At 71.5% G+C, this 22,158-nt stretch carries 19 protein-coding genes and 1 pseudogene; 13 read left to right on the top strand and 7 right to left on the bottom strand.

What is annotated here, in order from left to right; all coding sequences use genetic code 11:
- The 6 genes from PINTE_RS12735 to PINTE_RS12710 all read left to right on the top strand — a co-directional run.
- The coding region (locus tag PINTE_RS12735; protein WP_217996587.1) for an LpqB family beta-propeller domain-containing protein at positions 1-1,761 on the top strand (1,761 nt) is incomplete at its 5' end.
- 94 nt (positions 1,762-1,855) lie between these two features.
- A complete protein-coding gene (locus PINTE_RS12730; RefSeq protein WP_084343553.1) occupies positions 1,856-2,719 on the top strand; it encodes a ComF family protein in 864 nt (287 codons plus the stop codon).
- Between the two features lie 368 nt (positions 2,720-3,087).
- Complete coding sequence (gene hpf / locus PINTE_RS12725; protein WP_068431115.1) at positions 3,088-3,810, top strand: ribosome hibernation-promoting factor, HPF/YfiA family; 723 nt, start codon at positions 3,088-3,090, stop codon at positions 3,808-3,810.
- A 143-nt stretch (positions 3,811-3,953) separates the two neighbouring features.
- Positions 3,954-5,159, top strand: coding sequence for a winged helix-turn-helix domain-containing protein (locus PINTE_RS12720; RefSeq protein WP_068431111.1), 1,206 nt, complete (start codon positions 3,954-3,956; stop codon positions 5,157-5,159).
- Positions 5,160-5,250: 91 nt separating this feature from the next.
- Positions 5,251-6,285, top strand: a complete 1,035-nt coding sequence (gene speB, locus PINTE_RS12715) for an agmatinase (protein WP_068431108.1) — start codon at positions 5,251-5,253, stop codon at positions 6,283-6,285.
- A gap of 151 nt (positions 6,286-6,436) precedes the next feature.
- Entirely contained in the window at positions 6,437-7,774 is a 1,338-nt protein-coding gene (locus PINTE_RS12710; protein ID WP_306304857.1) for a sodium:solute symporter family protein, read from the top strand.
- 5 nt (positions 7,775-7,779) lie between these two features.
- Here PINTE_RS12710 and PINTE_RS12705 read toward each other — a convergent pair whose 3' ends face one another.
- The gene (locus PINTE_RS12705; RefSeq protein ID WP_068431124.1) at positions 7,780-8,721 is read right to left on the bottom strand and encodes a nucleoside hydrolase; all 942 of its coding nucleotides are present in this window, start codon (positions 8,719-8,721) and stop codon (positions 7,780-7,782) included.
- Positions 8,722-8,774: 53 nt separating this feature from the next.
- Between PINTE_RS12705 and PINTE_RS12700 the strand changes: the two genes are divergently transcribed.
- Positions 8,775-9,059, top strand: coding sequence for a GNAT family N-acetyltransferase (locus PINTE_RS12700; RefSeq protein ID WP_068431103.1), 285 nt, complete (start codon positions 8,775-8,777; stop codon positions 9,057-9,059).
- A 245-nt stretch (positions 9,060-9,304) separates the two neighbouring features.
- Here PINTE_RS12700 and PINTE_RS12695 read toward each other — a convergent pair whose 3' ends face one another.
- From PINTE_RS12695 to PINTE_RS12680, 4 genes are read right to left on the bottom strand one after another with little or no spacing between them, the layout of a single operon-like run.
- Positions 9,305-10,537 carry a sodium ion-translocating decarboxylase subunit beta gene (locus tag PINTE_RS12695; protein WP_068431101.1) on the bottom strand — a complete coding sequence of 411 codons (1,233 nt, stop codon included), beginning with the start codon at positions 10,535-10,537 and terminating at the stop codon, positions 9,305-9,307.
- Between the two features lie 6 nt (positions 10,538-10,543).
- Positions 10,544-10,981 carry an acyl-CoA carboxylase biotin carboxyl carrier protein subunit gene (locus tag PINTE_RS24770; protein WP_068431098.1) on the bottom strand — a complete coding sequence of 146 codons (438 nt, stop codon included), beginning with the start codon at positions 10,979-10,981 and terminating at the stop codon, positions 10,544-10,546.
- 18 nt (positions 10,982-10,999) lie between these two features.
- Positions 11,000-11,332, bottom strand: coding sequence for a hypothetical protein (locus PINTE_RS12685; RefSeq protein WP_068431094.1), 333 nt, complete (start codon positions 11,330-11,332; stop codon positions 11,000-11,002).
- Positions 11,333-11,342: 10 nt separating this feature from the next.
- Positions 11,343-12,890 (bottom strand): acyl-CoA carboxylase subunit beta, encoded by a 1,548-nt coding sequence (locus PINTE_RS12680; RefSeq protein WP_068431092.1) that lies wholly within the window; start codon positions 12,888-12,890, stop codon positions 11,343-11,345.
- 256 nt (positions 12,891-13,146) lie between these two features.
- Here PINTE_RS12680 and secA point away from each other — a divergent pair, with 256 nt between their 5' ends.
- Positions 13,147-16,029, top strand: a complete 2,883-nt coding sequence (secA, locus tag PINTE_RS12675) for a preprotein translocase subunit SecA (RefSeq protein ID WP_174524015.1) — start codon at positions 13,147-13,149, stop codon at positions 16,027-16,029.
- Positions 16,030-16,041: 12 nt separating this feature from the next.
- Here the strand turns inward: secA and PINTE_RS22755 are convergent, their stop codons facing one another.
- Positions 16,042-16,419 carry an Rv3235 family protein gene (locus PINTE_RS22755; protein ID WP_157087228.1) on the bottom strand — a complete coding sequence of 126 codons (378 nt, stop codon included), beginning with the start codon at positions 16,417-16,419 and terminating at the stop codon, positions 16,042-16,044.
- Positions 16,420-16,965: 546 nt separating this feature from the next.
- Here PINTE_RS22755 and PINTE_RS12665 point away from each other — a divergent pair.
- A complete protein-coding gene (locus tag PINTE_RS12665; protein WP_068431087.1) occupies positions 16,966-17,520 on the top strand; it encodes a hypothetical protein in 555 nt (184 codons plus the stop codon).
- 486 nt (positions 17,521-18,006) lie between these two features.
- Here the strand turns inward: PINTE_RS12665 and PINTE_RS12660 are convergent, their stop codons facing one another.
- Positions 18,007-18,246 (bottom strand): helix-turn-helix transcriptional regulator, encoded by a 240-nt coding sequence (locus PINTE_RS12660; protein ID WP_068431084.1) that lies wholly within the window; start codon positions 18,244-18,246, stop codon positions 18,007-18,009.
- Positions 18,247-18,768: 522 nt separating this feature from the next.
- Here PINTE_RS12660 and PINTE_RS12650 point away from each other — a divergent pair.
- The 4 genes and pseudogenes from PINTE_RS12650 to PINTE_RS12640 all read left to right on the top strand — a co-directional run.
- The gene (locus PINTE_RS12650; protein WP_169798525.1) at positions 18,769-20,133 is read left to right on the top strand and encodes a DUF222 domain-containing protein; all 1,365 of its coding nucleotides are present in this window, start codon (positions 18,769-18,771) and stop codon (positions 20,131-20,133) included.
- 87 nt (positions 20,134-20,220) lie between these two features.
- Positions 20,221-20,379 carry a hypothetical protein gene (locus PINTE_RS22750; protein ID WP_157087226.1) on the top strand — a complete coding sequence of 53 codons (159 nt, stop codon included), beginning with the start codon at positions 20,221-20,223 and terminating at the stop codon, positions 20,377-20,379.
- A 170-nt stretch (positions 20,380-20,549) separates the two neighbouring features.
- Positions 20,550-21,362: pseudogene (locus PINTE_RS12645) on the top strand (Cof-type HAD-IIB family hydrolase); the annotation flags it as partial.
- Positions 21,363-21,501: 139 nt separating this feature from the next.
- The coding region (locus PINTE_RS12640; protein WP_505803599.1) for a CpaE/TadZ family protein at positions 21,502-22,158 on the top strand (657 nt) is incomplete at its 3' end.

The raw sequence follows: 22,158 nt of genomic DNA, 5'->3' as shown, positions 1-22,158 counted from the left end.
TGGCGCGCCGCGGTCGCTGCGGTCGGGGCGGCGGGTGCGCTGACTCTGGGGGCGTGCGGCCTGCCGATGAGCGGCCCGGTGCAACAGGGCCTGGACATCGGCTCACCGGCGATGCCGCCGGTGCGTTTCCAGTTCGAGGCCCCGCCGCGCGGCGCGTCGCCGGAACAGATCGTGCGGGGCTTTCTCGCGGCGAGCTGGTCGACGGAGGACGATTTCCGCGCGGCCCGCGCGTATCTCACGCCGACGGCGTCGCGGTCGTGGAATCCGCGAGCCTCGGTGACGGTCTACCCGGAGAACGCCTCACTGCAGATCGTCGGGGGTGGCAACGGCTCGGTCTCCCTGCGCACTCCCCAGGACGCGGCGCTGGATGCCGGCGGTCGCTACCGCAGCCTTCCGCTCGGCTCCGAGCGCAGCTCGACGCTGGGGCTGTCGTTGGCGTCGGGGGAGTGGCGCATCTCCTCGATCCCGCCGGATTTCGGGCTGTGGCTGAGCCGGTTCTACTTCGAGCGCGCGTACCGACCGTTCTCGGTCGCCTACGCCGATCAGCGGCTGCGTCGCATCGTGGTCGACCGGCGCTGGTTCTCGGTCGGCGCGGGACTGACGACGTCCCTGGCTCGCGCCCAGCTGGAGGCTCCGCCCGCGTACCTGGCGGGAGCCGTGCGATCGGGCTTCCCGAGCGACACCCGGCTGTCGGTGGGGTCGGTGCCGGTGGAGTACGGCCGGGCCGAGGTCGACCTGACGCCGGAGGTTCTCGATGTGAGCGCCGAGCAGCGCCGGGCCGCCTGGGCCCAGGCGTTGACGACGATGCGGCAGGCCCCCGGCGTGCAGACGGTGGCGCTGCAGGTTTCGGGCCGCAACCTCGACGTGCTCGTCGACGGCTCGTCGACGAGCGTGCCCACCGGCGTCGACGAACTGGGGTTCACGCCCGCCCGTCCGGAGGCCGACCAGGTGCTGTGGCGCACCGCCCAGGGCCTGGCGATCGTCGACGCCCGGGACGTCGGGCGGCGCACCGACCTCGGTCAGGGCGGCCAGAGCGACGGGCTGCCCAGCATCGACGCCGCCTGGGTCGACGTGGCGTCCACCCCGGACCGGGCGGACCTGGCCGCGGTCTCCACCGACCGCACGCAGCTGAGCCGGTGGCGTGACGGCCGCAGCTACGCCGCGACGCTCGGCGCGGGACTGACTGCACCGTCCTACGACCGGGACGGTCGCACCTGGGTCGCGGGGGCCACCGCGGAGGGCGCGAGCCGGATCTGGGTCGTGGACGCACCCGCGGGCGTGTTCGCCCAACCGCGCGAACTCCAGGCGCCGTGGCTGGACCGGGCGGAGCGGGACAGTCTGCTCGTCGTGCGACCGGCTCCGGACGGGCAACGGGTGCTCATCGTGTCGCGCCGACAGTCCGGGCTGGTCAGCATGGTCGCCGGGGTGTTGCGGGACGACTCCGGCCGCCCCGTCGGGCTCACCGAGCCGTGGCCGATCGGCGGCGATGTCAGCGATGTCACCGGGGCGACGTGGGTGACCAACACGGTCGTCGGGGTGCTCGGCCGGCGTCAGCCGCAGGCCACGATCGTGCCGATGCTCGTCGCCGTCGGCGGCGAGACCACCGCGCTCGCCCCGGTGCCCGACCCGCGCCGAATCGTCTCCGTGGGGGGCGAGCGCGGGGTTGTCGTCATCTCCGGAGACGGTCACGCCTACGGGCGGGTCGGCGGCGGCTGGCAGCAGCTCGGCCCGGCGAGCGAGATCGTCGTTCCGGGGTACTGACCGGCCGGGGTCGACGGGCGCGCCCGACGGAGCCGTCGTCCACAGATCGCCGGGCGGCGCTGCGCGCAGCCGCCCGCAGCGTGATCCTGACGGAATGCGTGACGGACCGCCCCGATGGGGCGCCGGGGCCTGGCTGGCCGCGGCGCTGGAAGGGGTGCTCGACCTCGTCCTGCCGGGGGTCTGCGCCAGCTGTGGGCGCCCCATCGGGCTCGGCGAGTCCGACGGCTCCGGAGGACCCGCAGGCAGGCGCGAGGGGACGGCTCGGCACAGTGACCGCGCCGGTGCCGGTTCCCGGAGCCTGTGTGGCGCCTGCCGCGGCACCCTCACCTGGCCCGACGGGCGCGGCCCGCGGGTCGTGGCGGTGTCGACGCCGGGGTTGCCCGCCGTGTGGGCCGCCGGGCCTTACGACGGCCCGCTGCGCCGGCTCATCGTCGCCTACAAGGACGGTGACCGGCGCGACGCCCGGAGCGCCCTGGCGCCGATGTTCGCCGACTCGATCGTCGCGGCGGCCCGATCCGCCGGGGGCGTGGCCGCGGTCGTGCCCGTGCCGTCCTCGGCGGCCTCGCGGCGTCGGCGCGGCGACGAACCCCTGCGCGACCTCGTACGGGCGGCCCTCGAGACGCTCGGCCCCGACCCGGCGCACGTGGGTCTGATGGCCGCGCCGCTGCTGCGGGTGACCCGCCGCGTTCGCGACCAGGCGGGGCTCGACGCCGCCGCCCGGGCTGCCAACCTCGCGGGCTCCTTCACGGTTCGGCCCGTACGTACGGGTCGGGCCGTGCCGCCGGGGCTGCCGTGCCTGCTCGTCGACGACGTGGTCACCACGGGGTCGTCGCTCGCGGAGGCGGTCCGTGCGCTGCGGGCGGCCGGCGCCCGCCCGATCGCCTGCGCGGTCGTCGCGGCCACGCCTCGTCGGATCCCCGGCCCGCGCCGAGGGCGCGGGAACACCGAGGCCGCGTGACACGCCCAAGTCGCGTGACTCACCAGCGCCGCGTGATGAGCCGTCGGCTGCGCGCAGCCGGCCCGGGGCGAGCAGCGATGGGTGTGCGCATGGCCAGGATGGGGGGGTGAACGAGTGTCGATCGGGCCCCGCGTCGTTTACCGTGGGTTCATGAGTCCCCAGTGTCACCGCCGGGTGACCAGGCCAGGCGTCGCAACCGCGGCACCACGCGGCCCGGTCGTGGCGGATGGCGCTGGGTTTTCTTGTGTGACAGGGGCGTTCGGTCGCCTCGTCGTTCTCGTGCACGAGAGGGGGTGATGCGCCGCAGCACATCCCCGCGGGCCGCCTGTCGGGCCGCGGCCGCCCACCTACCCCGCAAGGAGGATCTCGTGGAGTTGACCGTCACCGGGCGTCATGTCCAGGTTTCCGAACGGTTCCGTCGTCTGAGCGCCGAAAAGCTCACCAAGGTCGAGCAATACGCCCCCCGCACCCAACGCATCGAAGTCGTCGTGAGTGAAGAGACCTCGCGCGGCGCACCCAAGGGCAGCGAGCGCGTGGAGATCACGTGCCTGGCCAAGGGACCCGTGATCCGGGCCGAGGCGTACGCCGAGGACAAGTACACCGCCCTCGACCTGGCCCTCGCCAAGCTCGCCGAGCGACTACGCCGCGCGAGCGACCGGCGCAAGGTGTCCCGACGCCGCGGCGCCGGGGTCTCCCAGGCGACAGCCGACCTTCCCGTCGCGGACCTGAGCGTGCCGGCTCCCGAGCCCACCGTCTCCGAGGCCGAGCCCGAGCCCGAGGATGTCGACCCGGCGGAGCGCGTCGACGAACGGCTCGGGTCCAGCGGCGACTCGCCGGTGCAGGTGCGCGAGAAGACGCACTCCTCGCCTCCGATGACCCTCGACCAGGCGCTGTACAGCATGGAACTCGTGGGTCACGACTTCTTCCTGTACCACGACGCGGAGACCGATCGGCCCAGCGTCGTCTACCGTCGCCGGGGCTGGGACTACGGGGTCATCCACCTCGACGTCGTCCCCGCGACCGACGCCACACCGCCCGCAGAGGCCCCGGACGCGAAGCCCGACGCGGCGCCCGCGGCCCCCGCAGGCTGAGCGCCGACGCCACCCGTGGCCGCCCGCAGCACCGGCTGCGGGCGGCCGTGCGTCGAGCGAGCCTGCCGCGCCGGGCGATCGCGTCGCGGGCATGATGGATCGATGAGCCCGGCACCGTCGATCCGCGTCGCACCGGCCCAAACGTGACCGAGCCCGTCCTGAGCCGGGCGCAGGCGCGCCGAATCGCGTTGTCCGCGCAGGGTTTCGGCGCGCGGTTTCGGCCGCGTGGGCAGGTCGGTGGCGCGCAGCTGCGGGCCGTGGCGGATCGTCTCGGCGTCGTGCAGATCGATAGCGTCAACGCGGTCACCCGCTCGCAGTACCTGCCGTTCTACTCGCGGCTCGGGCCGTACGACCCGGCCCGCCTCGACGCCCTGCGGGACGGTCCGCGCCGCGACCGCCGCCACCTCGTCGAGTACTGGGCGCACGAGGCCTCGCTCGTGCCCGCCGCCACCTGGCCGCTGCTCGGGTTTCGCATGCGCGCCGCCCGCGACGAGGCGTGGGGCAGCATGCGCCGGGTCGCCCGGGAGGAGCCCGGCCTCGTCGATCGCGTGCGCCTGGCCGTCGCGGCGCACGGCCCCCTGACCGCGCGGGCCGTCGAACAGGTGCTCGCCCACGATGCCCCGCGGCGGCGGGACGGTTGGGGCTGGAACTGGTCGCTGGTCAAGGCGGCCCTCGAGCACCTGTTCTGGGCCGGCGAGGTGACCTCCGCCGGGCGCACTCGCGCGTTCGAGCGGCGTTACGCCCTCCCGGAGGCCGTGCTGCCGCCCGGCGTCGCGGCGCGCGGCCCATACGCGCCGGGTGCCGTCGCGGAGCCCGAGGGCGTGCTCGGTCTGCTGCGGATCGCCGCCCGCGCCCTGGGCGTCGGCAGCGAACAGTGCCTGCGCGACTACTTCCGGCTGAGCCCGGCGCAGACGCAAGCGGCGCTGCCCGAGCTGCTCGCCGCCGGAGACCTCGTGCCGACCCGCATCGAGGGCTGGCACCGCCCGGTCTACCTGCACCCGCAGGCCGCGAGCCCGCGGCGGGTGCGGGCCCGCGCGCTGCTCAGCCCCTTCGACTCCCTGATCTGGCAGCGCGACCGCACCCGCGCCCTGTTCGGGTTCGACTACCGCCTGGAGATCTACGTGCCCGCGGCGCGCCGGGTGCACGGCTACTACGTGTTGCCGTTCCTGCTCGGCGACGCGCTCGTCGGGCGCGTCGACGCGCGCGCAAACCGGGCGACGGGCGTGCTGCGCGTGCCGGCCGTGCACTGGGAGCCGGGCCGCGGAGGCGGTGCCGACCGCGCCGAGCTCGCGGCCGAACTCGAGTCGCTGGCAAGCTTCCTCGGCCTGGAGACGGTTCGGCGCGGCTGACCCGCGGGCTCGACGACACGCGGTCGACACGCACCGTGACTAGGGTGTTCGGCGCGCGGGGCACGCCGCGCCGGAGCGAAAGGGGCACCCGGTGTCCACACCCAGCGACCGCCCGAACACCCAGCGCGGGCCCGACGAGCCGATCGGCCCGCCCGACGCGACGACGGTCCCGCGGTTCGCGGGACCGGCGACGTTCGCCCGCCTGCCGACGCTCGAGCAGGCCGGGGGACTGGACGCCGTCGACGTCGCGATCGTCGGGGTGCCGTTCGACTCCGGGGTCTCGTATCGCCCGGGCGCCCGGTTCGGGCCCGGGCACGTGCGCGCGAGCAGCAAGCTGCTGCGCCCGTACCACCCGGCGCTGCACACGCATCCGTTCGGGGCCCAGCAGGTCGCGGACGCCGGCGACATCGCCGTCAACCCCTTCGACCTCACCGAGGCGATCGACGGGATCACCCGCGCCGCCTACGAATTCGCCGACGCCGACACGACGCTGCTCACGATCGGCGGCGACCACACGATCGCGTTACCGCTGCTGCGGGCCGCGCACCGCGCGCACGGGCCGGTGGCCGTCGTGCACTTCGACGCGCACCTCGACACGTGGGACACCTACTTCGGAGCCCCCTACACGCACGGCACGCCCTTCCGGCGGGCCTCCGAGGAGGGCCTGCTCGACCAGGAGCGGTGCATGCACGTCGGCATCCGCGGGCCGTTGTACAGCAGCGGCGATATCGACGACGACGTGCAGCTCGGGTTCCGCATCGTGCGCAGCGACGACTACCAGGACGAGTCGGTGCGCGGCATCGTCGAGCGCGTGCGCGAGCGCGTCGGCGACGGACCCGTCTACGTGTCGGTCGACATCGACGTCCTCGACCCGGCTCACGCCCCGGGCACCGGCACCCCGGAGGCGGGCGGGCTGACGAGCCGCGAACTGCTGCAGACCCTGCGGGGCTTCGGCGGCCTCGACATCGTCGGTGCCGACATCGTCGAGGTGGCGCCCGCGTACGACCACGCGGAGATCACCGGGATCGCCGCCGCGCACGTCGCCTACGAGCTGCTGTCGGTGCTCGCCCTCGACGCCGAACCGGGCACGCCCGCCGCCCGCCGACCCGTCTCCGGAAAGGACTGAGCGACATGGATATTCTCGTCATCGTCGCGTATCTGGTCGGCATGGTGCTCATCGGCTACCTCGGCAAGCGCCGGGTCAGCGACGAGACCGACTACCTCGTGGCGGGCCGCCGGCTCGGGCCGTTCATGTACATGGCACGCTGTCGGCCCTCGTGCTGGGCGGCGCGTCGACGATCGGCGGCGTCGGGCTCGGGTACGAGTACGGCGTCTCCGGCATGTGGCTCGTCGTGGCCATCGGCTGCGGCATCCTGTTGCTGTCGGCCGCGTTCGCCCCACTCATCCAGCGGCTGCGCGTGTTCACCGTCGCCCAGGCCCTCGACCTGCGGTACGGGCCGCACGCCGGGCTCGTCTCCGGGATCGTCATGTGGGCCTACACGCTCATGCTGTCGGCGACGTCGACGATCGCCTACGGCACGATCTTCCGGGTGCTCCTGGGCCTCGACCGCGTGCCGGCCATCGCGCTCGGCGGCCTCATCGTGCTCGCCTACTCCGCCCTCGGCGGGATGTGGTCGGTGACGCTCACCGACATCGTGCAGTTCGTCATCACGACGATCGGGATCTTCTTCATCCTGCTGCCGGTGTCGCTGACGCACGCGGGCGGCTTCACCGGCATCCGCGAGCGGCTCGACGACGCCGCCTTCGACCTGACGACGATCGGCGTGGGCACGATCGTCACGTACTTCGTCATCTACTTCTTCGGGCTGCTCATCGGCCAGGACATCTGGCAGCGCGTGTTCACCGCGCGCTCGCCGCGGGTGGCCCGGTACGGCGGCATCGCCTGCGGGCTGTACTGCCTCGCCTACGGCCTGGCCGGCGCGCTCATCGGCGCCAGCGCGGCGGTCATCGGGCCCGGGCTGGAGGTGCCGGACGACGCGTACGTCACCGTCACCCAGGCCGTGCTCCCACCCGGCGTCGTCGGCATCGTGCTGGCCGCCGCGCTCGCCGCGATCATGTCGACCGCCAGCGGGTCGCTGATCGCTACCGCCACCGTCGCCCGGCAGGACATCGTCGAGCGGCTGCGCGGTCGCGCCCGTCTCGGGCAGTCCTCGGCCGGCGCGGCGGGCGCCGGCGAAGAGACCGACGAGGTGCGCGCCAACCGTTGGTACGTCATCGGGCTCGGGATCGTCGTGGTCGGCATCGCGCTGCTCATCCAGGACGTCGTCGCGGCGCTGACGATCGCCTACGACGTGCTCGTCGGCGGGCTGCTGGTGCCGATCCTCGGCGGGCTGCTGTGGCGCCGAGCCACCGGCCAGGGGGCGTTGGCCGCGATCGTCGTCGGCACCGTCGCCACGCTAGGCACGATGGCCGCCTTCGGCGACATCTACGCCAACGAGCCGATCTACGCCGGGCTCGGGCTCGGGGCGATCGTCTTCGTCGCGGTCAGCCTGCTGACTCGGCCCACCCCGCCCGAGGTGCTCGCCGAATGGGATCGCCGCCAGGCGGGCTCCGCCGACGAGGGGCTCGCCCGCGGCCGCGCCGAACGCGACTGAGCGCGTCAGCCGTCGGCGGTGAGGATGAGGGCGATCATCGTGTCCTCGAAGCCGGGAGAGGTCTGCAGCACGACCCGGTGCCGCGCGCCGGCCACCGGCGGGTGATCGGCCCACATGCCGCGCAGGTCGGCGACGGTGCTGCCGCGGGACGGCCCGTCGCTGGTGTCGACCTCGACGTGCACGACCGGAGACAGAGTGGCCTGAACGAGCCCCGCGGCCACGGCCACCGCGAGCGCGTCGTGGTTGCCGGCGCAGCGGCGGCCGGTGACACCGGTGTAGAAGTCGAAGTAGTGGTCGAGGATCGCCGCGCAATGCCGGGCGACGGACCCGCCCGCGGCGAGGCGGGCCCGGTGCTTCTCGGTGATGAGCGAGCGCATGGTCACGTCGAGACCGACCATCGTCATCGGCCACGGGGCGGCGAAGACGATGGCGGCCGCCTCCGGGTCGTGAAAAATGTTGGCCTCCGCAGCCGCCGTGACATTGCCCGGAGACAGCGCCGCGCCGCCCATGATCGTCACGTGCGCGACGCGCCCGGCGAGGTCGGGGTCGGTCTCCAGCGCCAGCGCGAGATTCGTCAGCGGGCCGACGGCGACGATGTGCAGGATGCCCTCGTGCTCGCGGGAGAGCCGCAGCAACTGCTCGGCGGCGCTCTCCGGCGAGACCTGCGGCACGTGGTCGACGGCGCCGACGTTGCCCGCGCCGTCGCGGCCGTGCACGTGCGGGGAGTAGACCGGCGGGCTGCCGTCGAGCGGGCCGGCCGCGCCCCGGGCCACGGGGATGTCGGTGCGGCCGAGGAGCGTCAGCAGGTGGTGGCTGTTGCGCACGGCCTGGTCGACGTCGATGTTTCCCCACGTGCAGCCGATGCCGACGAGGTCGACCCCCGGTGCCCGCCCGGCGGTGATGATCGCCAGGGCGTCGTCGATGCCGGTGTCGCAGTCCAACAGCATGGTGGTCACAGCGTCGAAGGCTATCGGCCGCCCGGGTGTGTCAGCCTGAGGACATGACGGATGTTGACGTGACCAAGAACGAGCAGCTCTCGCGCTACGAGGCCCATCTGGACGGGTCCCTTGCGGGCTACGCGGAGTACGACGACGACGGCTCGGTCGTGACCTTCTCGCACACGGTGACGGAGCCGGAGTTCGGCGGGCGCGGCGTCGCCTCCGCCCTGGCCCGCCACTCGCTCGACGAGGTCCGCGCGGCGGGCCGCACCGTTCGCCCGACGTGCTCGTTCTACGCCGGCTGGATCGACAAGCACCCCGACTACCAAGACCTCCTCGCCCGCTGACCCACCGCCGACCCCACGTCCGACCCACGTCTGACCCCAGGTCTGACCCCAGGTCTGACGCCACGTCTGACCCCACGTCTGACCCCACGTCCCTGAGAACTGCGTGTCGTGGTCAGAACTGCAGTCCGTGCCGCAGTTCTCACCACGACACGCAGTTCTCACGGTCGTTCGGGGTCGTTCACGGTCGTTCGCGGGCGTTCTACGGACGCGCCCGGCGGTCAGGGGCAGGGCGAGGGGCGGCGTGCTCAGCGCAGCAGCGCGACGAAGGTTCCGGCGATGATCGCCGAGGTGATGACGCCGCTGATGTTCACGCCGAGGGCGGCGGGCATGATGATCGCTTGCGGGTTGTCGTGCGTCGCGATCTTCTGGGCCACCTTGGCGGTCGTCGGCACGCAGCTGACGCCGGCGATACCGATGATCGGGTTGATCTTGCCTCCGGTGGCGAAGTACATGACGTAACCGCCGATGATGCCGCCGATGCCGGAGACCAGCAGGGCGAGCATGCCGAGCAGCAGCAGAATGAGCACCTGCGGGTTGAGCAGGGTGCTCGCCTCGCACAGCACCCCCAGGGTCAGGCCGAGGAAGAACGTCGCGCCGTAGAGGAAGACGTTGCTCAGCAGGTCCTGGAACTGCGTGATGCCCGCCTCCCGCACCGCGACCCCGAGGAATAGCGACAGGAACAGCGGCGCCGCCACGGGGAACAGCACGCACAACAGCGTGCTGGCGATGACCGCGAACGTCAGCTTCTGCCCGGAGGTGATCGGCTTGTGGCCCGTGGGCTCCATCGGCAGCCCGCGCAGCCGGGCCGGGATGAGCGCCCGGATGAGGTAGGGGTACCCGCCGTACGTCAGGCCGAGGTAGAGGTAGCCGACGACGGTGATCGGCACGAACAGCTCCGGCGCCAGCACGAGCGAGGTGAACAACACCATCGGGCCGTCGGCGCCGCCGATCGTGGCGACCGACGCGGCCTGCGGGGCGGTCATGCCGAGCGCGAGTGCCAGCGGGTACACGACGAACGTGCCGGCCTCGGCGAACAGCGCGATGATCATGCTCTGGAACGGGCGTTCCATGACGTAGCCGACGTCGAGCAGCACCCCGATGCCCATGAACACCAGGCACGCGATGAGACCGTTGCTGAACATCAGCGTGTAGATGGGCTGCAACCAGTCCAGCTGCAGGGTCGTGACGACGTCTTCGGTGGAACTGACGAGCGGGTCGATGAACAGTGTGCCGGTGCGGCCCCCGTCGAGCACGAGCACGCCGGCGTTGACGGCCGACATCCCCAGCCCCATCGGGATCATCAGCAGCGGCTCGAGGACTTCCTTGTTGCCGAGGTAGACGAGCAGGAATCCCAGGAAGATCAGCACCACGCGGCCGATCGCCACTTGCGGTTCCTGCATGAACAGGGTGCCCAGTCCCTGGAACAGCTCACCCAGGCCGGTGGAGCGGCCGTCGGCCAGCGGCGCGAGCGCGATCATGGCGGCTCAGCCGAGCGTCAGCACGGTCTGGCCGGCCAGCACGGTGTCGCCGACGGACAGCTCGATCGAGGAGACGGTGCCGCCCTCGTTGACGACGAGCGGCGTCTTCATCTTCATGGCCTCGATGATCGCCACGGTGTCGCCGGCGGCGACGGACTCACCGACCTTGACGAGCACTTCCACGACGACCCCGCTCATCGAGCTGACGACGGCACCGGGACCGCCGGCCGGTCCGCCGGTGGCGGGCGGAACCGCGACGGCCGAAGCGGGCGGGGGCGTCGACGACGGCCCCGGCTCGGTCGTGGGGGAGGCTGCCATCGCGGGCGAGGAGCCGGCGGCCATGGTGCCCGGAGCCGGGTACAGCGAGTTGTCCGAACTGGTGAGGTCTTCGACCGTGACGTCGTAGGCACGTCCCTCGATCGTCACGCGCAGTCGCCTGAGCATCGTCGTCTCCTTCTCGTTCTAGCGAGCCGATGGCCCGGCGTTGTGCGAACCTCGGTGGGCGGCCCGGGCTTCGGACGTCCACCCCGATCCCTGATGTGCCGGTTCGATGTGCACGATCTGGGGTTCGTCGAAGACCGCCGACACGGCCGCCGCAATGGCGGCCACGTGGTGGGCGGGCAGGAAGCCCTCGCCCGGTGCGGCCGCGGGTACCTCCGCGGCCGGAGCCGGTGTGGCGGCGGCGGGTCGCTCGCGCCCGAGCAGGGCGTCGATGACCTTGATGACGACGGCCACCACGAGCGAGACGATCATCGCGATGAAGGCGACCGTGAAGGTCTGGATCAACACGTCCACGGCGGTCTCCTCACAGCGGGATGTTCCCGTGCTTCTTGGCGGGGCGTAGTTCTCGTTTGGTGAGGTGCTTACGCAGCGTCAGCGACAGCGCGGCCCGGGTCTCGCTGGGCTCGATGACGTCGGTGATGTACCCGCGCTCGGCCGACAGATACGCGGAGGTGACCTCGGTGCGATACACGTTGAGCAGCTCGGCCCGGGTGGCCGCCGGGTCGTCCGACTCCTGGATCTGCTTGCGGTAGAGCAGGTCGACCGCGCCGTCGGCGCCCATCACCGCGATCTCGGCGTTGGGCCAGGAGTAGACGGCGTCGGCGCCCATCTCTTGGCTGCACATCGCCAGATAAGAGCCGCCGTACGCTTTCCGCAGGATGACGGTCACCTTGGGCACCGTGGAGGAGGCATACGCGAACAGCATCTTGGCGCCGTGGCGGATGATGCCGCCGCGCTCCTGCTCGATGCCCGGCAGGAAGCCGGGAACGTCGACGAGGGTGACGAGCGGGATGTTGAAGGCGTTGCAGAACCGCACGAAGCGGGCGCCCTTGTCGGCGGCGTCGATGTCCAGGGAGCCGGCCAGATGCATCGGCTGGTTGGCGATGATGCCGACGACCATGCCTTCGATGCGCGCGAACCCGATGATGAGGTTTCGAGCGAACTGGGCCTGGATCTCCAGGAGACGCCCGTCGTCGACGAGGCGGGAGATGACCGAGCGCACGTCCATCGGGGTGCTCGGGTCGTCGGGAACGAGGTCGTTCATCTGGTAGTCGCGGCCGAGGTGCAGGTCGGCGTCGAGGTGGTGCGGCGGGTCCTCGGTGTTGTTCGAGGGCAGGTACGACAACAGCTCGTGGACGATGCCGAGCGCCTGTTCCTCGTTCTCGGCCACGAAGTGCACGTTGCCGCTCACCGCGGCGTGCATGGCCGCGGACCCGACGTCGTCCATCGTGGTCTCGCGTCCGGTGACCGACTTGATGACGGCCGGTCCGGTGATGAACATGTGCGCGTTGTGCCGGGTCATGATGATGAAATCCATGAGCGCGGGGGAGTAGGCGGCGCCGCCGGCGCACGGCCCGCAGATCACGGCGATCTGCGGGGCCACGCCGGACATGAGCACGTTGTTGTAGAACACGTCGCCGTAGCCCGAGAGCGCGTCGACGCCCTCCTGGATGCGCGCGCCGCCGGAATCCTGGAAGGCCACCAGCGGCACCCCCGTGTGCATCGCGAACTTCATGAGTTCGACGATCTTGTGGGCATGCACCTTGCCGAGGGTGCCGGCCGCCACGGTGAAGTCCTGGGCGAAGCCGGCGACGAGACGCCCGTCGACATAGCCGGTGCCGGTGACGACGCCGTCGGCGGGCATGGACTTGTCGCCGAGTTCGGTGGACCGATGCTTGGAGTGCATCCCGGTCTCCTGAAAGCTGCCGGGCTGGAACAGCCGGCCCAGTCGTTCGCGCGCGGTCAGCAGCCCCTTGTCGCGGCGACGAGCGAGCTTCTCCTCACCGCCTCCGGCCCGGATGGTCTGCCTTCGGCTGTGCAGCTCTTCCAGCTGCTGCTCGGACAGCGACACGTCGACCTCCAGTCGTGGGGCGCGACACCAACGTCGCGGGTGGCAGGCTGGGCATGAGGTTACGGAAGTGACGCACACCATATCGGGACTTAGGTCGCTCCATCCCGGTTTTTCCGGTCCGGTTTGCGGCCTGCCCGGTGGTGTGCTCGGGGGCGTCGCGAACGATCGACGGGCCGGCACCGTTTAGCCTGGATGAGTTGTCCGGTCCGCATCAGCCCACGCCCGCCACCCAGTCGCAGTAGCCAGGAGTCCGCCCGTGCCGAAGATCGTCGATCGCATCCTGCGAGCAGGTGAGGGTCGTGTCGTCAAACGACTCGAGGGCATCTCGAACCAGGTCAACGCGATCGAAGAGGATTTCGAGAAGCTCACCGACGCCGAGTTGCGCGCCGAGACCGATGTGTTCAAGGAGCGGGTCAAAGACGGCGAATCCCTCGATCGGCTGTTGCCCGAGGCGTTCGCGGCGGTCCGTGAGGCGAGCAAACGCACCATCGGCAAGCGTCACTTCGACGTGCAGATCATGGGTGGTGCCGCGCTGCATCAGGGCAACGTCGCCGAGATGAAGACCGGTGAGGGCAAGACCCTCGTCGCGACCCTGCCGAGCTACCTCAACGCGCTGAGCGGCAAGGGTGTGCACATCATCACCGTCAACGACTACCTGGCGCAGTACCAGTCCGAGCTGATGGGCCGCGTGCACCGCCTCCTGGGCCTGGAGACGGGCTGCATCCTCAACACGATGAACCCCACCCAGCGCCGGGCGGAGTACGCCAAGGACATCACGTACGGCACGAACAACGAGTTCGGGTTCGACTACCTGCGCGACAACATGGCCTGGCAACCGCACGAACTCGTGCAGCGCGGGCACAGCTTCGCGATCGTCGACGAGGTCGACTCGATCCTCATCGACGAGGCCCGCACGCCGCTGATCATCTCCGGCCCGGCCGACCAGGCGACCAAGTGGTACGTGCAGTTCGCGCGCATGGTGCAGTTTCTCGACCGAGGCGACGGCGGCGACCGCATGCGAGGCATCCCGCCCCACGGCGACTACGAGGTCGACGAGAAGAAGAAGACGGTCGGTCTGCTGGAGCCCGGAATCGAGAAGATCGAGGACTTCCTCGGCATCGAGAACCTCTACGAGGCGGCGAACACCCCCCTCATCGGCTATCTCAACAACGCGATCAAGGCCAAGGAACTCTTCAAACGCGACAAGGACTACGTCGTCATGAAGGGCGAGGTGCTCATCGTCGACGAGCACACCGGACGCATGCTGCCGGGGCGGCGCTACAACGACGGCATGCACCAGGCCATCGAGGCCAAAGAGGGCGTGCAGATCCAGAACGAGAACCAGACGCTGGCGACGATCACGCTGCAGAACTACTTCCGCCTCTACGACAAGCTCTCCGGCATGACCGGAACGGCTCAGACGGAGGCGGCCGAGCTGCACCAGATCTACAAGGTCGGTGTCGTGCAGATCCGCACGAACATGCCGATGATCCGCGCCGACCAGCCCGACCTCGTCTACCGCACCGAGAAGGCCAAGTTCGACGCCGTCGTCGAGGACATCGTCGAGCGCCACCGGCGGGGCCAGCCGGTGCTCGTCGGCACCACGAGCGTGGAGAAGAGCGAGTACCTGTCCACGCAGCTGCGCGAGCACCACGTGCGACACAACGTGCTCAACGCCAAGCAGCACGAGCGCGAGGCCTCGATCGTCGCGGAGGCGGGCCGCAAGGGCGCCGTCACCGTCGCGACGAACATGGCGGGCCGCGGAACCGACATCATGCTCGGCGGCAACCCGGAGTTCCGGGCCGTCACCTCGCTGCGCAACCAGGGCCTGTCGCCGGAGGAGACCCCGACCGAGTACGAGGCGGCGTGGGACGCGGCTCTTGAGCACGCCGAGCAGGACGTCGCGACCGAGCACGACGAGGTGACCGAACTGGGCGGCCTGTACGTGCTGGGCACCGAGCGGCACGAGTCGCGGCGCATCGACAACCAGCTGCGCGGCCGCTCGGGCCGTCAGGGCGACCCCGGTGAGAGCCGGTTCTACCTGTCGTTGCAGGACGACCTCATGCGGATGTTCAACGCCGGTCTCGTCGACCGGTTCATGGCGTCCGCCAAGCTCGAGGACTCGGTGCCGATCGAGTCCAAGCTCGTGTCGCGCTCGATCCAGAGCGCCCAGACCCAGGTCGAGGGGCGCAACTTCGAGATCCGCAAGAACGTGCTCAAGTACGACGACGTCATGAACACCCAGCGCAAGGTGATCTACGAACAGCGGCGCCGCGTGCTCGAGGGCGAGGACCTGCACGAGCAGGTGCGCCACTTCATCACCGACGTCGTCACCTCGTACGTGCGCTCGGCGACCGCGGTGGGCTTCGCCGAGGACTGGGACCTCGACGCGCTGTGGTCGGCGCTGCGGGAGCTCTACCCGCTCTCGATCACGCTGACCGAACTCGACGAGGCCGCCGGCGGCCGGCAGGGCGTCAACGCGGAGATGCTCACCGAGGAGTTGGTCTCCGACGCCCAGCACGCCCTCGATGCCCGAGAGGCCCGGCTCGGTCGCCGCGTCATGCGCGAGGTCGAGCGGCGGGTCGTGCTGTCGGTGCTCGACCGCAAGTGGCGCGAGCACCTGTACGAGATGGATTACCTCCAGGAGGGCATCGGTCTGCGCGCGATGGCTCAGCGCGACCCGGTCGTCGAGTACAGCCGCGAGGGCTACGCGATGTTCCAGGCGATGATGGCCGGCATCAAGGAGGAGTCGGTCTCCTACCTGTTCAACGTCGACGTGCAGATCGACGAGAGCCAGCTGCCTCCGGAGAACGAGAAGGACGATCAGGCGGCGGAGCCCGACCTGGGCCTGGAGGCGGCCGGCCTGAGCGAGAACCGCCCCGGCCAGCTGCATTACAGCTCCCCCCGTGAGGGTGGCGAGGTGCAGGAGCGCGACGACTCCGACTCCCGGGAGTCGGGCTCGGGTGGCGCGGGAGGTTCGGCGGGGTCGGCCGGGCCGGACAGGTCGGGCGGGTCGAACGGGTCGCGGGCCGCGAACGGCGCGGCCGCCGGTGACGCGGAACGCACCCCGGAGCCGGTGGGCATGTCCCGGCGCGACCGGCGGGCGGCGGCCCGCGGCAAGGGCAAGAAGAAGGGCTGATCGGGGCACGGCTCACTCGACGATCTGGAGTTCGGTGACGAGCCAGCGGCCGTCGACGCCGGTCATCCGCATGGCGACCGCCTGCGCACGGTGCCCGTCGAAGAGCACGACGCTGGCGTCGACGACGCCGTCTCGCGGTTCGCTGGTGACCACGGCACGCACGCGGGTGGGCCGCACCGGGGCCAGGTGCCGGCGATCGGTGGTCGCCCGGCGACGCACCATCGACTCGTAGACCGGCGGAGCGACGAACCGGGCCAGCTGGCTCGGCGGTCGCAGGCCGCTGACCACCTGATGCGTCGTCAGCGCCATCTGACCGGCCCAGCCGTGCGGTTCGGGCAGGTCGACGGTTGAGGTGGGCCGCGGGCCGAAGTCGTCGCGGCGCGAAACCACCCGCAGGTGGGCCGGCCCTCCCGGCGCCCATCGACCGCGCGAGCCGGGCACGCGAGCGGCCTCAGCCGTCCCTGCGGGCGCGTGTCCACCGCGGTGTTCGGTCTCCGCGGTGGACACGGCAGAGTCGGCCGCACCGGACGCACGGGCGCCGGTCGGCACGAGCAGGAGCATCGGCTGGTGGTGATCCGGGTCGCCGCGCTCAGTCGGCCCGTGGACGGGCGCGGGGTCACGATCCGGCACGGGCCGCACCCGCACCGACCTCAGCGGGTTGGACGGCCGGCCGGGGGCGGGGGCGGAGTTCGGTTGCGTGCCTTGCTCGCCCGTCTCGGCCGGCCATCCCGGGAGCGGTTGCGTCGTCATCGAACGGCCCTCATCGTCGTGCCCTCCATGGCTTCGAGGTGCTGCCTGCGTGCCCCCGAGCATAGTTATTTGATGCAGTTTGATGTCGGGTGATGCCGTCAACTGTGGATAACTGAGAGGGTTGCCGATTGTGCGCCGAGTCGGTGGGGCTGGCCGCGCGGCTAGCGTGGGGGCCGAGGAGGGGGCATGCGCTGGGAACGGCTCATCGAGGAGATCCAGGCCCGCATCGATCAGGAGGAGGCGGATCGGCGCGCCGCGGAGGCCGCCGAGCTGCAGCGCGCCGAGCGGGCGCGGCTTCGGCTCCCGCCGCGGCTGCGGGCGCAGGAGGGCGGACGGGTGCGGGTCGTGCTGCGGCAGGGTCGCCTGCTCGACGGGGAGATCGCCGACGCCGGGGCCGACTGGGTGACGATCGCCGGCGACCCCCGCGGCTCGGTGGTCGTGCCGGTGGCGGCCATGGTGCAGATCGACGGTCTTGGGTGGGAGCCGGGTGCGGAGTCGATCGTCGCGGCGCGGCTGGGGCTGGGTCACCCGCTGCGGCGCCTGGCCCGCGACCGCACGGTCGTCGAGGTGGAGGATGTGCTCGGCCGGCAGTTCACCGGCACCATCGACGTCGTCGGCGCGGATTCGTTCGAGCTCGCCGCCCATTCGCGTGAGGTGCCCCCGCGCCGGGCGAATGTGACCGGCCGCCCGACGATTCCGTTCGCCGCCGTCGTGTGCATCACCGCCGTGGGCCCGGCCTGACGCTGCGGCGGGCACGTCGCCCCAAGCGGGCTCGCCGGGCAGCCCCGTGAATCCGCCCTCACTCGTGACAGGGGCTGCCTGGTTCCCACGTCGGAGGGTCTGGGATGGCCATGCTGGCGATCGTTTCGCCACATCGGCTATCGCGTCGAGTGACTCGGTGGCGTGGCAGGCTCGTGACCTGCTGCTTTATCGCTGGGTGCCGGAGGGTGCTTCATCGGGATCGTCGATATGGCGATTCCCGGCCGGTGTCCGCTCGTCGAGGTCTTCGGTGTGCTCGGGTGACGCGCCGGCATCGACGCCGTCGGACGGCGTCCGCGTCCAGGCTCGGTGTGGTCTGGTGACAGCCGCGTCATTGCTTTCAGTGACGTCGGGCGGGGTCCGCGTCGAGGCATCCGGTGTGGTCTGGTGACAGCCGCGGCAATTGTTTCGGCGCCGTCGCGGGCCGCGACGCGCGACGCGCACGTGTGGCAGTGGCCCGCCGGTGCGTCACTCGTGGTCGTGCTCGGCGGCCGTCCCGGCGTAGGGGTGAGAGGTGACGAAGTCGCGGGTCTCGGAGTATTTGCGCTGGATGAACGCCTCGAGCTCGCTGGCCTCCACCCGCCACTGGCCACGCCCGCCGATGCGGATCGCGGGCAGGTCGCCCGAGCGGACCAGGGCGTACGCCTGCGAACTGGAGATGTTGAGGACCTCGCACACGTCCGGCAACTGGAGGAATCGCTGGGTCATCACATGTCCTTCATTGCCGTGACTCGTGTGCGGTTTCGAATGCCGGTGCTCATCGCGAGCGTCTTCGATTCTATGGGAGCGCGCGCTCCATCTGCCGAGACGCCCGACTCTGCCTGTGGATGACGGGTTCAGGCCGGCGGGGTCGGGCGACGCCTAACTTGGCCTGAGTGGCCGTCTGTGCGATGGGATCAGTGCTCGACCGCCCCGCCGCGCTCCTGCCGTTCGTGACGCTGCGTGGAGCCTGGTTGGCGGGCGCGATTCACGCAGGCTCTGCGATCCCGGGCCTAAGAGTGGTATAGATCACACGCTGATCATGTGTCGAACTCCGTTCTGCTACAGGCGAACTCAAGAGCCGCTAGGAGATGCCCGAACACCATTGTCGCTCACCCTGATTCAGAATTAGGACAGCTGGTTGAACAAACATGTGTTCGATATCCTATGTGCATGAACTTAACCCCTGACGTCGACGTCTCCGACGGTGCTGCGGCACCGGCCGGTGACGTCGACCTGTCGGGAAGCGGGGTGGCCCAGCCCGTGGGGGAGGCGCTGCTGGAGCAAGTGCGGGCGGCTCGCGCGGCCCTGTCGGGGTTGCCGGGTTTGTTGGCTCGGGTGGGGTCTGATGAGTTGCCCGAGCTGGCTGCTGCGGCGGCCGGTGCCGTGGCGGCGGCGTGTGCGGCGCAGGCTGCGGTCGTGCTTGAAGCCGAGGACCGCGGGGTCATCGCGGAATCGGATCATCCGCGGGTGCCGGCGTGGGTAAGTCAGTCGCACGTCGAGGCCGGGGTGCCGGTGTCGCCCAGCCGGGCGCGGGCGCTGGGCGCGCTGGCGCGGATCTGTGATCGGCAGGACGCGGAGCCGCTGCGCGAGGCGGTCCTCGAGGGGCGGGTGACGGTCGAGGCGGCCGAGCTGCTCGCGGCGACTTATCGGCGGTTGCAGGGTTCGATCGCGGTGAAGTCCTGGGACGGGGTGATGGACGCCATGATCGGGTTGGCCGCGCACGGGGTGACCCGGCGTGAACTCGCTGCGATGGAAGAGCAGCTGATCGGGCAGTACGGCACCGAAGGCGAGTACCAGGAGCGCGAGCGCCGCTACGAGCGGCGTGACTTCACCGAGTTGACGCTCAACCCGCGCACCGGGATGTACGAAGGCCGGGTGCGGCTCGACCCGGCCTCCGCGGCCGTGGTCATCGCCGCGATCAATGCGCTCAGCGCGCCGCGGCCGGCCAAGCCTGCCGGCGACGCGACCGTCAGTGCGGCGAACCATGCCCAGGGTGCCGGCGGCGTGAGCGCCGGGGGAGTGGGCGTCGGTTCCTCCGCTGCCGACACCGGCGTCATTGGCGCTGACGGCGTTCACGGCGCGACCGGCGTTCACGGCTCGGCCGGCGCTAACGGCTTTAGCGGCGTGAACGGCACTGCCAGCACTGCCAGCACTGTCGGCGCTGACGGCGGCGGCGAGGGCATCGACGCGGCCGCCGCGGGCCAGCCCGAGCCCGACCTGCGCACCGCGGGCGAGCGCCGCGCCGACGCGCTCGTCGCCCTGGCCGCCCACGCGGCGGTCACGGACAAGAACACCCCCGGCACCGGCGCCAAAGCCAAAGTCGTCGTGACCATCAAGCTCGCCGACCTCGTGGCCGGACTCGAATCCGAGGCCCTGCCCGGCGTGTTCGCCGACCTCGTGCGCAAGCACCGCGAGCGCACCGGCGGCACCGGGTTCCGCACCGACCACAACCACGGCTGCGGCACCACCGCCTTCGGCCGCACCCTGACCCCCGGCCAGGTGCGGGTGCTGTCGTGCGATGCGCAGATCATCCCCGCCGTTCTGGGTACGGGTCCTGCGCCACTGGACCTCGGGCGTGGGAAGCGGCTGATCACACCGGCACTGGCCACCTAGCTGGCCATGCGAGACGGCGGATGCACCTTCCCGGGCTGCTCCATGCCACCCGCCTGGTGCGACGGGCATCACCTAGTGAGCTGGCTGATGGGCGGACCCACCGACCGCCACAACACCGCCTTGCTCTGCCGACACCACCACACGGTCGTCCACCGCTACGGATTCATCGGCGTCGTCATCGACGGCCAGGTCAGATGGAGCAGAGCCGACGGCACCCCCATCGGCAACCGACCACGCGCCGGCTGACCGCCGACGCCCATCAGACGAGCCGCTCTTCGTAGGCTGGAGCGGCGGTCGACGGCGCCGCGAATCGGGCGTCGTGAGGCACTCCCGCAGCCCCTGGAGCCCACCGGACACCGAACGGAACGCCATGCCACGCATCGTGCTGATCGACGTCGACGGCACTCGTCGACTACCACAACCGCCTGCCCGCCTCCGCGGTCCGAGCCGTCCGCGAGGCGCGCGGACACGGGCATCGGGTGTACCTGTGCACCGGACGCAGCCGCGCCGAGGTCTACGACGAGCTCTGGGCGATGGGCGTCGACGGACTCATCGGCGCCAACGGCGGATACGTCGAAGACGACGGCGAGGTCGTGCTGCACCAGCGGATCACCGCCGAGCAGAACGCCGCCATCGTCGACTGGCCCCACGAGCGCGGGCTGGAGTTCTACCTCGAGGCCAACTCCGGCCTCTACGCCAGCGAGAACTTCGAGACCGTCGCGCAGCCCACGATCCAGCGATACTCGGCACGCAAGGGCGCCGCCGACGCCGACACCCGCACGGTCCGCGACGTCTTTCCCGAGATGATCTTCGGCGCCGACCTCTACCGCGACGACGTCAACAAGATCAGCTACGTGCTGAACTCCCTGCAGGACCACCTCGACGCGGCCGAGGCCTTTCCCGGCTTCACCCACAACACCTGGGGCGGCCGCGGCGCCGAAGCGCTCTTCGGCGACATCGCCGTCGAGGCCATCACCAAGGCCTCCGCCGTCGACGCCCTCCTGGAACACCTCGGCGCCGACCGGGCCGACACCGTCGCCTTCGGTGACGCCACCGTCGACGTGCCGCTGCTGCAGGCCTGCGCGGTCGGCGTCGCCATGGGCGACGCCAGCGACGACCTCAAGGCCGTCGCCGACCTCGTCACCGACGACGTCGAACACGACGGCCTCGCCCACGCCTTCGAACGACTCGGCCTCACCGGCCCGCAGACCGAGACGCCGCCGCGCTGAGCCGGTCGGAGCCGGTCGGAGCCGGTCGGAGCCGGTGTGGCCCGGCTCACGATCCGCCCACGGCCGCGCCCGGGCGGCATAACCTGTCGGCCCGCGGCGCGCGGCGCGCCGCGACAACAGACGTCCGGCAGGAGGCGCGGTGGCCGAGCGCAGATCAGCCCGGCCCGAGGGCTGGGCGCAGATCGGCGTCGACCGCCTCACCCCGGACGAAGCCGGGCCACCCGGCATCGTCCTCGCCGTCTGGGGCCCGGCCGGTGCACCCGGGCGCAGCGTGCTCGCCGCCGCGCTGGCCGCAGCCGCCGCGGCACGAGCCGCCAGCACTACCCGCGCGGCCAGGGGCGCCCGCGGCACTCGGGCCGCCCGGGGCCCCGCCCTGCTCATCGACGCCGACCCCTACGGCGGTGCCCAGGCCGCCCTGCACCGGCAACTCGACGACACGTCCGGGCTGCTCGCCGCCACCCGCCTCGCCGAGGCCGGAACCCTCGACCCGGCCGCGTTGTGCGACGCCACCGTCACGCTCCCCGGCGGCCTCAGGCTCCTGACGGGCCTGAGTGAGCCCGCCGACTGGCCCCGGCTCCGGCCGGAATCGCTGGCAGCCGTGTTCGAGACCGCCCGGCGCGCCGCCGCGATCACCGTCGTCGACTGCGGGTTCTGCCTCGAGGAGGACGAGGAACTCTCCTACGACACCTCCGCCCCGCGACGCAACGCGGCGACGATCGAGGCCGTCACCGCCGCCGACCGGCTCCTGGCCGTCGGGCGGGCCGACCCGGTCGGCGCCGTCCGCCTGCGACCGGCG

It is taken from the genome of Piscicoccus intestinalis NBRC 104926 (assembly GCF_001515525.1).
Classification (GTDB): Bacteria; Actinomycetota; Actinomycetes; order Actinomycetales; family Dermatophilaceae; genus Kineosphaera; species Kineosphaera intestinalis.
The sequence above is the reverse complement of the archived record's forward strand: the minus strand, read 5'-3'. Positions and strand labels throughout refer to the sequence as shown.

Bases quoted from the DNA above. Each gene is read 5' to 3' on its own strand.
- PINTE_RS12730 (WP_084343553.1), top strand. From the start codon at position 1,856: ATGCGTGACGGACCGCCCCGATGGGGCGCCGGGGCCTGGCTGGCCGCG.
- PINTE_RS12705 (WP_068431124.1), bottom strand. From the start codon at position 8,721: ATGCTGTTGGACTGCGACACCGGCATCGACGACGCCCTGGCGATCATC.
- PINTE_RS12700 (WP_068431103.1), top strand. From the start codon at position 8,775: ATGACGGATGTTGACGTGACCAAGAACGAGCAGCTCTCGCGCTACGAG.
- PINTE_RS12695 (WP_068431101.1), bottom strand. From the start codon at position 10,537: ATGATCGCGCTCGCGCCGCTGGCCGACGGCCGCTCCACCGGCCTGGGT.
- PINTE_RS24770 (WP_068431098.1), bottom strand. From the start codon at position 10,981: ATGCTCAGGCGACTGCGCGTGACGATCGAGGGACGTGCCTACGACGTC.
- PINTE_RS12665 (WP_068431087.1), top strand. From the start codon at position 16,966: ATGCGCTGGGAACGGCTCATCGAGGAGATCCAGGCCCGCATCGATCAG.
- PINTE_RS12660 (WP_068431084.1), bottom strand. From the start codon at position 18,246: ATGACCCAGCGATTCCTCCAGTTGCCGGACGTGTGCGAGGTCCTCAAC.
- PINTE_RS22750 (WP_157087226.1), top strand. From the start codon at position 20,221: ATGGGCGGACCCACCGACCGCCACAACACCGCCTTGCTCTGCCGACAC.